Origin of the sequence: Gluconobacter sp. P1D12_c, from assembly GCF_018812105.1 — a bacterium.
Lineage (GTDB): Bacteria > Pseudomonadota > Alphaproteobacteria > Acetobacterales > Acetobacteraceae > Gluconobacter > Gluconobacter oxydans_A.
The window spans coordinates 287,285-299,963 of sequence record NZ_JACSIQ010000001.1 but is presented as its reverse complement, the minus strand read 5'-3'; the positions used below and the strand labels follow the sequence as shown (position 1 = coordinate 299,963).

The window sequence follows — 12,679 nt, the reverse complement described above, 5'->3', positions numbered from 1 at the left end:
CATTATCAGGATTGCAGACTGTCATGATTGAACTGAGTTGCGGCAAGAGCCGGCTCACTATTCTTCCCGAAACAGGAGGCTCTGTCGGCCTCTGGCAACGGGACGAAAAAGATATTTTTCTTCCAACCCCGAATGACGCTTTGCGCGCACTGAACGGAGTAGCAGTCGGTGCGTATCCTCTGATTCCGTATTCAAATCGTATTGCCAATGGCCGCTTTTCGTTCGGCGGACAGAGTTATGATCTGGCTCCAAACATGGCGGATCATCCGCACACGATTCACGGCAACGCCTGGGGGCAGCCTTGGACTGTTGCTCATCAGGGGGCAAGCCACGCAGTTCTGACGCTGGATCACGTCCCGCAAGAGAATGATCAGGCGTGGCCGTTCGCCTATCGGGCTGCCCTGTCTTACCAACTGACAGACGCAGGTTTGGACGTGCAGATTGCCATTGAAAATCGGGGTGAGGTGGAACAGCCAGTCGGGTTCGGTTTTCATCCATTTCTCGCGGCAGATGAAAACGCAACGCTTTCATTTGACGCTGAAAAGGTCTGGCTGACGTCTCCGGATGGTTTGCCTGTGCAGGGTGCTCCCTGTGACGGGGAGTGGTCTTTTCATACGCCCAAGCCCGCTCATGATCGTTTTATCGATAACTGCTTTGCAGGTTTTGGCGGGCGGGTTGTTTTGAAGCGTCCGGACGATGGGCTGGCAGTGACGGTTGAGGCGGACCCAATCTTCAAGCATCTGGTCGTCTTTACCTCCCCGGATAGCCCGTTTGTCGCTGTGGAACCCGTCACGAACATGACGGACGCCATTAATCAGACTGATGTTGTCGCCAGCGGGCTGCATCTCCTCAAACCGAAAACACGGATTGGTGGTCGGATGCGCTTTCGGGTTCAGGCGCTCTGATGTCTGAGAAAACACCCCTCTCTCATTATCTCTCCCCGCGTGGTGCGGAGGTGATGCGAACTGAACTCAAGGAACTGGCGCAGAAAGAGCGTCCGCGCATTGTCGAAATCGTCTCCTGGGCCGCAGGCAATGGGGATCGATCTGAGAATGCCGATTATCAGTACGGCAAACGCCGATTGCGAGAAATCGACCGGCGTCTGAGGTTCCTAGGAAAAAGGCTGGAAAATGCCGTGATCGTTGATCCAGCGGCGCAGACCACGCGGGATCGGGTCTTTTTTGGCGCGACCGTGACCTATGTCGATGAGGACGATGTCAAACACACCGTAACGATCCTCGGTGTGGACGAGTCGGATCTGGTGCGAGGGGAGGTCAGTCTCATTTCGCCCATTGCACGAGCCCTGATGCGAACCCGTGTCGGGGATGTAGCCATGTTGCAGACGCCCCGTGGCCCTGTCGAAATCGAGATTCTCAAAATCACTTATCCTGAGCCACAGGGTTGAAAGAGGGCGTCGTGCAATCTGAACCGCGTGTTGGATGTGGCGCTGCCATTCTCGTGGATGGAAAGCTTCTGCTGATTCGTCGCAAAAAGGCGCCAGAAGCTGGATACTGGGGACTGCCAGGCGGCAAAATAGATCTGTTTGAGCCTGTTTCGCATGCTGTCGAACGGGAAGTTGCAGAAGAACTGGGCATTACGATCCAGGCTCGGGACATGCTGTGTCTGGTCGAGCAGTCTGATCGTGAGAGCGGTACGCATTGGATCGCCCCCGTCTATCTGGTGACGAAACTGACCGGAACGCCGAGGCTCATGGAGCCAGAAAAGCTTAGTGATTTTGGCTGGTTTCCTTTGGGCGAGCTTCCCTCTCCCCTGACCACACCGACAGTGCAGGCTATGGCAGCTTTGTGTAGCCGGGCCGACATCTTTTGAGAGCGAGCTGTGAGTGGCTTTGAAAAAGCCATTCTGGCCGCTACAGAATAAAATCCTATTTTTCCTTAGCCGGAGTTTCCGACATGTCCCGCTCACTCCGGGTCGCCGTACAGATGGACCCGTTAGAACAGGTCAATATCGATGGCGACTCCACTTTTGCCCTCATGCTTGAAGCGCAGGCGCGTGGACACGAGCTCTGGGTTTATCCTGTAACCACGCTTAGTCTGATTGAAGGTCAGGGCAAGGGCGGCCGCCTTCAGGCGCGCGCGCGCCGGGTTGAGGTTCGCCGTGTTCGTGGAGATCATGCGACGTTTGGTGAAGAAGAAATTCTTCCGCTGGGCGAGACCGATGTGATCTTGATGCGGCAGGACCCGCCGTTTGACATGGGGTACATCACCGCGACTCATATGCTTGAGCACGTTCATGGGGTGGGCGAAGGGCTGTCATTGGTCGTGAACGATCCAGTCGCCGTCCGAAATGCGCCTGAAAAGCTGCTTGTCACGCATTTCCCGCACCTTATGCCGCCGACATTGGTCGCATGGGATAGCCGGGATATTCTGGCATTCCGCGAGCAGCACAAGGACATCATCGTCAAGCCGCTGTACGGCAATGGGGGCGCCGGAATTTTCCGTATCAAGCCGGATGATGAAAATCTGAAGGCTCTGCTGGAAATGCACTTTGCCCGCACCAACGAACCGTTGATGATCCAGCGCTATGAGCCCGCTGTACGCCTTGGAGACAAGCGCATCATTCTCGTGGATGGTACGCCAATCGGTGCGATTAACCGCGTTCCTGCTACGGGTGAAGCGCGGTCAAACATGCATGTTGGCGGGCGTGCAGAACGGGTGGAACTGACGGAGCGCGATCGGGAGATCTGTGATTCGATCGGTCCGTACCTTCGAGATCACGGCCTGATTTTCGTTGGTATTGACGTGATCGGGGACTGGCTGACGGAGATTAATGTCACATCCCCGACCGGGCTCCAGGAGTTGGACCGGTTCGAGGGCATCAACAGTGCCGGGCTGGTTTGGGACGCGATTGAGCGGCGCTACCCGTCTTGAAGTAAAGAATAAGGAAAGACGCTTGGGCGTAAGAGCTCAGGCGTCTTTTTTTTCTGTCTCAGCTGAAGCTGCATCGTAGCGGAGGGGAAGCTGTAACTCGGGCACGGGCTCGTCCTGTGCTTCCGGTGCTTTGTCTTTTACAAAGCGATTATCCCACCATTCCGTAATTTGTAGCCGAAAATAAAACGCATAGACGCCGCCCCATGTAACGAGGCAGAGCAAGATCAGCAGGAAATTCAGCATCCGGGACCTCCAAAACGGTGAAAAAGGGGTAACTCGCCCGTCATCCGCAACGCGTGTCTTGCCAGATGCATGTCTGGAAGGGCAAGAAGGACCCAACTGAACGAAGTTTCCGGACAAGCTCTCCAGTCTTGATGGGGAGCGGACACAGAAGGTCGCATATATTATGTCTTCAACCCTCTCCCCGCGTTCTGCACTGGATGCGGAGGCCGTCAAGGCGGCCTATCGTCGATGGGCGCGAGTTTACGATACTGTTTTTGGTGGTATCTCCGGCTATGGACGCAAGAGGGCTGTTGAAGCCGTAAATGCTCTCCCAGGAGAGCGGGTTCTTGAAGTTGGCGTTGGGACAGGCCTCGCGCTGCCGTCATATTCTCCGGATAAACGCATTACTGGCATTGATCTGTCGGAAGACATGCTTGACCGTGCCCGCCAGCGCGTTCTTCAGGACCGTCTGACCAACGTCGACGATCTGCTGGAAATGGATGCGGAAGCCACGACTTTCGAAGACAACAGCTTTGATATTGCCGTTGCAATGTTCGTCGCGTCCGTCGTTCCACACCCCGACCGTCTTCTTGCCGAACTGAAGCGCGTTGTTCGTCCGGGTGGTCACATCCTGTTTGTGAACCACTTTCTTGCAACGGGTGGCCTGCGGCTGACGGTAGAGCGCGGCATGGCCCGTGCCTCGCGTTCCCTCGGCTGGCATCCGGACTTCGCAATCGAGTCTCTTCTGCCACCAGAAGACCTGAAACGCGCGACTATGATGCCCGTTCCGCCTGCCGGGCTGTTTACACTCGTGACATTGCCGCAATGCGAGAGTAAAAGCGACGCCGCAGCCCTGGTCGCCTGATCGGCGTATGGCTCCGGTTAAGCCGGCGCCGAGTATTCCGACGCTCGCTGCGGTATTCCTTGGCAGGGACCGACTACGCGATCATGACTTATCAGGCCTTCGACTCTACCCCCGCTCTTTCCAATAGACGGATCGGCGCATCCTTTATTTTACTGGCACTGTTTGCTGGTCTTCTGGGTGGGTTGTTGGCTCTGCCATTCCTTCAGATTCATCCAACTGCCGGGCAGGCTTTCTGCCACGGCATTCTGATGGCTTTCTTTGTAATCTGCCCGGCTGCGCTCGGTGGATTCGGACAGTGGCTACTCCCCGCTGAACTTGGGACAGACAGAACAACCCTTCCAGCTCTGACACTGACGGGCTTCTGTTTTCTGTCATCCGGCGTTGTGTTTCTTCCGATCCAGCCAATCATTGCACTCGCGCTCTGGGCTGTCGGGGTTTTCGCGGTCGCTCTGGATGTAATCACGACTTTTCTTGAAGGACGTGTTCTTCAGTTCCGGAAGCTTTCCCCACTGGCCTGGTCCATGCTTACCACGGCATCAGGTGTGACGATTGTTGCGCCTGTTCTTGCTGCAATCACGACGCGGATGATGATCAACGGGGCTCCGGCCAATGCTGCTCATGAACTGGTCAGTCTGCTTCATCTTCCAGAAACATCCCTGATGCTTACGCCAGCTCTGGGGCTGGTCTGCTATCTGCTGTCGTCGAGCCGGAATAAGCCAGGACTGGCTGACAAGCTGGCTCCCTATGCTTTTGGCGTGATGGCTGTCGTTGGTCCGCTCTTCTGGATGGACGGCCTCTTCGATGGTGTGCCTGCGGCAGTGCAGGGAAGCCTCGTGGTGTTGACGCAGCTTGTACCGTCAGTCCTGCTGGTGACTGCGCTTTGCATTGACGTCTGGAAGCAGCGACAGGAACTGGACGGAACGACGCTTTGGGCGTTGGGTAGCGTGATCCTTTTCTCAGCGGGTTGGATTGCAGAGTTCATGCCGGGTCATGGAACGGATCATTCAGCCGCGGCGTTTGGTGGCATCATGGCTCTCTGCGGTGGTTTCTACGCCTGGATGATGCGTGTGCTCCCAGATCATATTCCGTCTCCATTGAGCCGTATGCATGCAGGCCTGACCTTTGTGGGTGCTCTTTGCTCTCTGACGCCAGCGCTGATGGTGGTCGGAGAAGGCCTGATGGGCCTCAGCCTGCTGACATTCGGCATACTCGGACTTTTCCTGATCAAGGAGACCGGCCGCGCCCGGGCCAAAGCATGAGTGACGCAACACCCCTAGCTCCTTCGGGGCTTTTTTCAGTTCTGGGCGATAAAGGAGACTCGTCGCTCAAGGACTGGCTGGCTCTGCTGAAGCCGCGGGTTATTTCTCTTGTTGTGTTTACGGGCGCTGCGGGCATGGCTGTGGCTCCACAGTGGCCGTCCATTCCCATCGGTCTCATTACCATCCTGTGCATCTGTATCGGTGCTGGCGCCGCTGGCGCGATCAATATGTGGTACGACCGCGATATCGACGCAGTCATGCGCCGAACCAATGTACGCCCGATCCCTGATGGCAGAATGCCAGCGGATAGTGCGCTGGTTTATGGTATCGCGCTGTCCGTAATGTCGGTTGTCGTGCTGTGGCTTGCCACAAATGTGCTTGCCGCAGGTATTCTGGCGTTCTCGATCTTTTTCTACAGCGTTGTGTACACGATGTGGCTCAAGCGGAGTACGCCGCAGAACATCGTGATCGGGGGTGCCGCCGGGGCGTTTCCTCCAATGATCGGCTGGGCAGCGACCATGAATTCCATGGCAGTTCTGCCTGTTGCTATGTTCGCCATTGTGTTCCTCTGGACGCCTCCGCATTTCTGGTCTTTGTCGCTCTACGCATGCAAGGATTACGACAAAGCGGGCATCCCGATGCTGCCGGTCGTCAAAGGCGCCCGTCACACACGCTGGCAGATCCTTCTTTATACATTCATCCTCACGGCCGTCTCACTGTGGCCATCTTTCGCGCATGAATGCGGAATGTTTTACACAGTGACGACAAGCCTGCTGGATCTGGGCTTCATCCTGTGTGCCGTGCGTGTGCTGATGGACCAGCAGGATGCAACGGGCGTGAGCCTGACAAAAGACAAGCCAGCGCGCTTCGCTTTCCGATACTCGCTGGCTTATCTGTTTTTTCTATTTTGTGGTCTTCTGGTGGATCGGGTTCTGCTGTCATGAAAACAACGATGCCTGATCTCGCAGCGAAACGGCGTCAGAGCCGTATCGTCGGAATTGCAGGAGGGGTCATTACCCTCGCTGCAATTTTCTATGTGATTACACTGATCCGTTTCTAAGAACGGGCTTTCAGCCAGCCTGCTGGATGGCTGAAAGGATCCAGTTCCCGCGCCCGTCTGCGCGGACAAACGTCCAGAGTTCCGTAACGGTGACGGGCTCTGTTGAGCTTCCATCAATCACATTGCCAAACGAGTCGGTTGTGACGTCCGTCATGGAATAACGCATGGCAACCGTCGCATAGGTCAGGTTGCGTTCACGCCAGGCTTCAGACAGATCGCCACGCTGGAACTGAACATTGGAGACAATGTTACGTGCGCCACGGCTGGCGAGATCAGAAAGCTGTTCGTTGAAGTATCCAGCCATTTCCGGTGTGGTCATGCTGGAAAGCGCACGTGTGTTCTGTGCACTCCAGGCTGCCTGGATATCAAGAAGGAGGCGCTGGAAGCTGGTATAATCGTCGTTGCTCAACGTGACGGGAGCGCTTCCTCCAGCTGCATTGAACGGAGCGCTGCCAGACATCCCGTTTGCTGCCATCTTGCGACGATTAAACAGCCGAAGAACGAACATTATCAGGGCACCAATCACGAATACCTGGAACAAAAATCCAAGGAATGACGTGCCGCCGTTCATGCCACCAAAGAACCCGTGCCCACTCAGCATTCCGAATAGACCAGCGCCCAGCAGGCCTCCTGCAAAACCTGTCATGAACGGATGACGGTTTGGAAAGGATGGGCGATAACCCGGCGTCATGGGCGCCATCGGACGAGGAGCGGTCTGTGCGCCATAGTTGGACTGTGGCGCCATTGTCCGGTCCATTGGGCGTGTCCAACTCGGCGTGATGGATGTCCGTGGAGGCGCACTCCAGGTGCGTGAACCACGGCTCCCCATAGAGGCACCGCCACCCGGACGGGCATCGGCGGAACCCAGCACGCAAAGCAGCGCACAGGCGACGGAGAAAAGACGAAAATTACGCATCAAAGTCCTGCAATGCTCATGCCATCAATCCGGATGCTCGGCGCATTCACGCTGCTCCGGAAGGAAAGATCGCTGGCTGGAACCATACGGGAGAACATGTCCCGAAGATTTCCGGCAATCGTGAGTTCCGCAACGGGCTCAGCAAGCTCGCCGTTACGGATCATGAAGCCGGAAGCCCCTCGGCTGTAATCACCCGTCAGCATATTGATGGATGATCCCATGAGTTCCGTGACCAGTATCCCTTCCTTTATATCGGAACGCAGATCCCCTGCGGAAAGATCACCTGGTTCAAGATGAAGATTTGTCACACTTGGGCTCGGTGGACCTGAAACGCCTCTGCTTGCGCGCCCGTTGGACCGCAGGTCAAGCTGACGGGCGCTTCTGGAATCCAGCAGCCATGTGGTGAGAACGCCGTCCGAAATCAGATCCAGAGCTGTCGCAGGGCAGCCTTCACCGTCGAAGGGGCGCGAGCCCGCACCACGAATACGGCGAGGGTCGTCACGAACTGTCAGGCCAGCGGACAGAATACGCGTCCCCATGGCTTCTTTCAGGAATGACGTGCCTCTCGCAACGGATGCGCCATTAATGGCACTCGCCAGATGACCCAACAGGCTGGAGGAAACCCGCGGATCATAAATGATGCTGTATGTGCCAGTCTTCGGACGAGAGGGGTTCACGCGCGAGACAGCACGTTCTCCTGCCTCACGGCCGATAAGCGCAGGCGCGTCCAGATCTTCCAAATGGACACTGCCGTGATGAGCATAGTCCCGCTGCATCAGCGCGCCATCACCGGCCAGTACGCTGGCGCTGATGGAGTGCCCTGTACGGCTGTAACGCCCCATGAATCCCGCAGACGTGCCAAGCGCAATAACTGTGCGGCCATGTCCGGCAGAAGCGCCGTTCGTGTTGGTAACACCAGATACAGCCAAGGCAGCGTCTTCCGCTTCCCGCGCGCGCGCCAAGAGCGCGTCCATGTGCGGTGCTGCCGTGTCTTCCAGATCCAGACCGGACGCATCAAAATGTCCAACCATGCTGTCAGGCGCAAGACCGCCAAAGCGGTCTTCTGGCACGACGAGCGCCATGGCACAGGCCTGTTCTGCCAGCCGATCAAACTCGGCCTCATCCAGAACGCTGGTTGACACTGATGCGGCTTTTTGGCCCCGGAAAACACGGAGGCCAAGCGCGACACTTTCAGAGCGCTCTATGCCTTCAGGGACGCCTTTCCGAACCATCGCGGATTCGGATTCATTTCTGATGAACACGGCATCGGCGTGATCGGCACCATGTCGTTTGGCAGCGGCGAGGAGGGCCTCAATGGGCGTAGTGGTCATGCAGCAAGCCTCGCAGTGATGTCTTCAATGGCAGGCACATTCTTCACTGGCCCGATAGCCGTAAAAGTTGGAGTGCCCGCAAAGATGGTCTTCGCAACCCGTAGGATGTCAGCTTCCGTTACGGCATCAATTTTGCCGACTGTCTCCGTGACAGGAACAGGGCGGCCATGAACCTGAATCTGGCGTGCCAGCTGTTCACACCGGCTACCCGTGCTCTCCAGAGACATCAGCAGGGATGATTTGAGCTGCGCACGGGCACGCGAAAGCTCTTCAGGGGTCAGGCCGTCCTGAAGGCGCTTGAGTTCGTCAATCATGACCGGCACCAGCTCAGCCACCTCGGCTTCGCCCGTTCCCGCATAAAGTCCGAACAGACCACTGTCGCTGAATGGGGAGGCAAACGAATAGACGCTGTAAACCAGTCCGCGGCGTTCGCGAATTTCCTGAAAGAGCCGCGAAGACATGCCGCCCCCCAACAGGGTGGACAGGATCATGACAGCGTAATGATCAGGGTGGTGATAGCTGACAGACGGGAAGCCCATCACCAGATGGGCCTGGTCCAGCTCACGCGTGGTGCGGATGTCACCCCCGGCATAGTCCGCATTGCGGGGCGTTAGAGTCTGATGAGTGGGAAGGTCGGCGAAGTGCTCTTTCACGAGATCCACGACCTGCTGGTGATGCAGGTTGCCGGCTGCGGCGATCGTGATGTTATGCGTGGTGTAATGTTCACGCATGTAGCCCATCAGCGTCTCACGCGTCATATCTGAAACGAGCTCTTCCGTTCCTAGCGTCGGGCGGCCCATAGGTTGGGCCGGAAAGGCGCATTCCTGGAAGTGATCGAAAATGATGTCATCTGGTGTATCGTTGGCCTGACCGATCTCTTGAAGGATGACACCACGCTCACGCTCGATTTCAGCATCCAGAAACGTGCTGTGCGTAAGAATGTCCCCGATAATGTCTACACCAAGCGTCAGATCCTCCTTGAGGAGCTTGACGTAATACGCGGTTGTTTCTCGCGCAGTGTAAGCATTGATATGACCACCGACATTCTCGATTTCTTCGGCAATACGGGCTGCGGACCGTCTTTCTGTGCCTTTGAAGGCCATATGCTCTAGAAAGTGGGAGACGCCGTTGTTTTCGGCAGTTTCGTCGCGTGTGCCGATCGAAACATAGGCGCCGAAGGATACGGTCTCAACGCGTTCCATGCGTTCCGTGATGATGGTCAGACCGTTGTCGAGCGTGGTGACTTCAATCGTATCGGGCATGAGTTTCCGTAAAATCATAAAAAGACAGGCTCCCTGAGATGGGGAGCCTGTAGGAAGGAACAAGCCTGTCAGTGGCGGCGGATATGGGTGCGAACCGCATCCTGAATACCGGCGAGCTGACTGCTCATGGTGTCATAGCGCTCTGGGCGCTCGAAAAGATCAGCGAGGTGAGGCGGCAGAGCAGCCTTGATCCCGGTCGCCGCGAAAACAGCATCCGGGAATTTGGCAGGATGCGCAGTGGCTGCAGCGACCATCGGAATGCCCGGCTCCTGAAAGTGCTTGCCAACCGCCAGGCCGATCGCCGTATGGGGATCCGCCAGATAGAGGCTTTCGCTGTAGAAGTGACGCATGGCTTCGCTGGTCTGCTCATCACTGAGCGTCATGCCGTCAAAGACGTCTTTCATGCGCGTCCACGCATCGTGTGGTACGGCCATTCGGCCAGTTTCACGGAATTCTTTCATGATCGCAGCGCAACGCGTCGGGTTGCGGTCCAGAAGTTCGAACAGCAGACGTTCGAAATTGGACGAGACCTGAATGTCCATGGACGGCGAGAGGCTTGGCTCCACCGTACGGACGCTCATATCGTTTTCAATCAGGAAGCGCGTGAGAATGTCATTGCGGTTCGACCCAATGCACAGGCGACGGATGGGGAGGCCCATCTGGCGTGCGGCCCAGGCTGCCAGCACATTGCCGAAATTGCCGGTCGGAACGGAGAAAGACACTTCGCGGTCCGGTGCGCCCAATGTCAGTGCTGCCCGGACGTAATACGGGATCTGGGCGGCGATACGAGCCCAGTTGATGGAGTTGACGGCGGAAAGAGAGACTTCGTCGCGGAACGTCGTGTCTGCGAAGAGGGCCTTTACCATGTCCTGACAGGTATCGAAGTCACCCTCGACAGCAATGTTCAGGATATTGTCGTCCGGAACCGTCGTCATCTGGCGGCGCTGAACTTCTGACGTCCGGCCTTTTGGGTGAAGAATGACGACAGACAGGCGCTCGCGGCCACGGCAGGCTTCGATGGCAGCCGAGCCGGTGTCACCGGATGTTGCACCGACGATCGTAACTTTCTGGTTCCGCTGCGTCAGGACATGATCGAACAGGCGGCCGAGCATCTGCATCGCCATATCTTTGAAGGCGAGCGTAGGACCATGGAACAGTTCAAGTGAGAAAAGGTCCTGCTCCACTTCGCAAAGTGGCGCGACGGCGGCGTGATCAAAGCCCGCATAGGCATCCCGGGCCATGTCGCGAAGAGTATCGCGGTCAATGGCGCCTTCGGAAAACAGGGAAATGACTTCGGCAGTCAGGTCCGCGTAGGAGAGCGTGCGCCATTCACGGAACGTCTGGGCGCTGATTTTTGGCCAGCTCTCCGGCATGTAGAGACCACCGTCTCCAGCAAGGCCGGCAAGGAGGATGTCGGAGAAGTTGGGTGCGTCGGCGGTCAGGTCGCCGCGAGTAGATCGGTAGCGCATGGGAAGTTTATATCATGACCTTCTATGGCAAGGCGATGCGAAGAATGTGCGGTTTTCCATCTTCTAATGTCAGAACGGCAACCTGATGACTGTCAGAAACCGCCAGTGCTCCAGCCTCGAGAAGGCGAGTATCCCGGATGAGGATCAGAGGATTGCGTTCGCTGCCGAACTGAAGGAGGGCGCCATCCGTAAGGTCAGACATGTAGAAGACGTTTTCAGGGCTTAGGGTGATGCCGCCGAGGCTCGGCGTATCGCGCCATTCCACGATGCCATCAAGCTGCTCAACAGGCGTGAAAGCCGGATCTGTCAGGAGAGAAGCGTCAATCCGATACAGGGGGCCGCAGGCGGGCATGTAAAACAGCCATTGTCCCTTTGCGTCGAGCGCCAGAAACCTAACATTTCCGCCAGTCAGAGGGTGCCCGTCTGGCCCGTTGGTAATTTGTGCGTTGCGCGTGAACGGTCTGCGTCCTGTGACGGATGGATCGTACGGCAGAAAGCGCTGTGCTTTACCGTCCTTCAGGGAGACGACAACCAGGGCCGGTTTTCCTTCGTCCGTCACATAGGCAAAGCTGCCATGGACCTGAAGTGCCGTGAGATTGCTGCCTTTCAGCGTTCCACCGACGAATGGCACCTCTCCAAGGAGCTTTCCATCCACAGAGAGATGAACAAGCTGAGCCTGAGGCGACACTGCCAGGCCCCAGTAATCCGATCCTGCCTGCGTCAGAAATGCGAGGGGTGGGATTTGTCCCTGCTCAGCGGCATCAATCGGAAACGGATGAGTGTGATTTTGGGAATCGAGTAAAACAGGGCGACCCTCTTCACTCAAAGCCAGGAAAGTGTCTGCGCCATGTGGAAGCAGGGAGCCAAGCTGAACACGATCAAGCGCAGCATCAGCAACAATCTGTGCTGACTGCGGAGCATCTTTCCACGGATGGTCTGCATAGGCAGGTGAAGAGAACAGACCAGCAGCGCCCAGAAGGGCGCCCGCGACGGAATATAAAAACCGGCTTTTCATATTTCCAGACATCGGCCCGTCCAGAAAATTTGGCAAGTCTCAAACAGGACTAATAATCCAGCGTGGCTTCTCGCCCCGTTTTTTCTTCTCGGGTTTTTGAAGAAAGAATGCGGGCTGCATGACGTTGCACGGGCGACAGTGCCGGTCGTGGGTTGGACAGCCAGGGGGCGTGTTCATGCTCAACCGGGAAAAGCACGGCTGCGTGCATAAGCAACGCCGCATCTACAGTCATACACTCAATGGACCAGCGTTGGTCTGGCATCCTGGCAATGTAATGACCGGATGCAGTCTGTCTGATTTCAATAGGGAACGTGCGCGTGGTCATACCTTGGCGCACAGTTGCATAAACCAGGCCCGGAACGCTGCCTGTCCGTTGTTCAAGATGCATG

The 12,679-nt window shown here is 56.7% G+C and carries 14 protein-coding genes; 7 read left to right on the top strand and 7 right to left on the bottom strand.

Features of this window, described 5'->3' with window-relative positions:
- Positions 1–23 precede the first annotated feature (23 nt).
- The 4 genes from KP705_RS01355 to gshB all read left to right on the top strand — a co-directional run bounded on the left by KP705_RS01355 (position 24) and on the right by gshB (position 2,891).
- Positions 24–905: an aldose 1-epimerase gene (locus KP705_RS01355; protein ID WP_215763869.1), complete on the top strand. Its 882-nt coding sequence runs from the start codon at positions 24–26 to the stop codon at positions 903–905.
- On the top strand, positions 905–1,405 hold the full coding sequence (greB, locus tag KP705_RS01350) for a transcription elongation factor GreB (protein ID WP_215763868.1): 501 nt from the start codon (positions 905–907) through the stop codon (positions 1,403–1,405). Before KP705_RS01355 ends, greB begins: the two co-directional genes overlap by 1 nt.
- 11 nt (positions 1,406–1,416) lie before the next feature.
- Complete coding sequence (locus KP705_RS01345; protein WP_215763867.1) at positions 1,417–1,830, top strand: NUDIX domain-containing protein; 414 nt, start codon at positions 1,417–1,419, stop codon at positions 1,828–1,830.
- An 83-nt stretch (positions 1,831–1,913) separates the two neighbouring features.
- Positions 1,914–2,891 (top strand): glutathione synthase, encoded by a 978-nt coding sequence (gene gshB / locus KP705_RS01340; RefSeq protein WP_064273979.1) that lies wholly within the window; start codon positions 1,914–1,916, stop codon positions 2,889–2,891.
- 36 nt (positions 2,892–2,927) lie between these two features.
- Here the strand turns inward: gshB and KP705_RS01335 are convergent, their stop codons facing one another.
- Positions 2,928–3,134, bottom strand: coding sequence for a hypothetical protein (locus tag KP705_RS01335; protein WP_046899685.1), 207 nt, complete (start codon positions 3,132–3,134; stop codon positions 2,928–2,930).
- Between the two features lie 163 nt (positions 3,135–3,297).
- On the opposite strand from KP705_RS01335, the gene KP705_RS01330 reads away from it, so the two are divergent.
- The 3 genes from KP705_RS01330 (at position 3,298) to KP705_RS01320 (ending at position 6,181) form a co-directional block, all read left to right on the top strand.
- Positions 3,298–3,978: a class I SAM-dependent methyltransferase gene (locus tag KP705_RS01330; RefSeq protein ID WP_215763866.1), complete on the top strand. Its 681-nt coding sequence runs from the start codon at positions 3,298–3,300 to the stop codon at positions 3,976–3,978.
- Positions 3,979–4,061: 83 nt separating this feature from the next.
- Complete coding sequence (locus KP705_RS01325; RefSeq protein WP_215763865.1) at positions 4,062–5,237, top strand: cbb3-type cytochrome c oxidase subunit I; 1,176 nt, start codon at positions 4,062–4,064, stop codon at positions 5,235–5,237.
- Entirely contained in the window at positions 5,234–6,181 is a 948-nt protein-coding gene (locus tag KP705_RS01320; RefSeq protein WP_046899682.1) for a heme o synthase, read from the top strand. The genes KP705_RS01325 and KP705_RS01320 overlap by 4 nt, the downstream gene beginning before the upstream one ends.
- A 126-nt stretch (positions 6,182–6,307) precedes the next feature.
- Here KP705_RS01320 and KP705_RS01315 read toward each other — a convergent pair whose 3' ends face one another.
- The 6 genes from KP705_RS01315 to KP705_RS01290 form a co-directional block, all read right to left on the bottom strand.
- Positions 6,308–7,213, bottom strand: coding sequence for a TIM44-like domain-containing protein (locus KP705_RS01315; protein ID WP_046899681.1), 906 nt, complete (start codon positions 7,211–7,213; stop codon positions 6,308–6,310).
- Positions 7,213–8,544, bottom strand: coding sequence for a TldD/PmbA family protein (locus KP705_RS01310; RefSeq protein ID WP_046899680.1), 1,332 nt, complete (start codon positions 8,542–8,544; stop codon positions 7,213–7,215). Before KP705_RS01310 ends, KP705_RS01315 begins: the two co-directional genes overlap by 1 nt.
- Positions 8,541–9,806 carry a pitrilysin family protein gene (locus KP705_RS01305; RefSeq protein ID WP_046899679.1) on the bottom strand — a complete coding sequence of 422 codons (1,266 nt, stop codon included), beginning with the start codon at positions 9,804–9,806 and terminating at the stop codon, positions 8,541–8,543. The genes KP705_RS01310 and KP705_RS01305 overlap by 4 nt, the downstream gene beginning before the upstream one ends.
- A gap of 68 nt (positions 9,807–9,874) precedes the next feature.
- A complete protein-coding gene (thrC, locus tag KP705_RS01300; protein WP_046899678.1) occupies positions 9,875–11,275 on the bottom strand; it encodes a threonine synthase in 1,401 nt (466 codons plus the stop codon).
- A 22-nt stretch (positions 11,276–11,297) separates the two neighbouring features.
- Positions 11,298–12,302, bottom strand: coding sequence for a major royal jelly family protein (locus KP705_RS01295; RefSeq protein WP_252348159.1), 1,005 nt, complete (start codon positions 12,300–12,302; stop codon positions 11,298–11,300).
- A gap of 37 nt (positions 12,303–12,339) precedes the next feature.
- Positions 12,340–12,678: a hypothetical protein gene (locus tag KP705_RS01290; RefSeq protein WP_235271703.1), complete on the bottom strand. Its 339-nt coding sequence runs from the start codon at positions 12,676–12,678 to the stop codon at positions 12,340–12,342.
- Position 12,679: the final 1 nt, after the last annotated feature.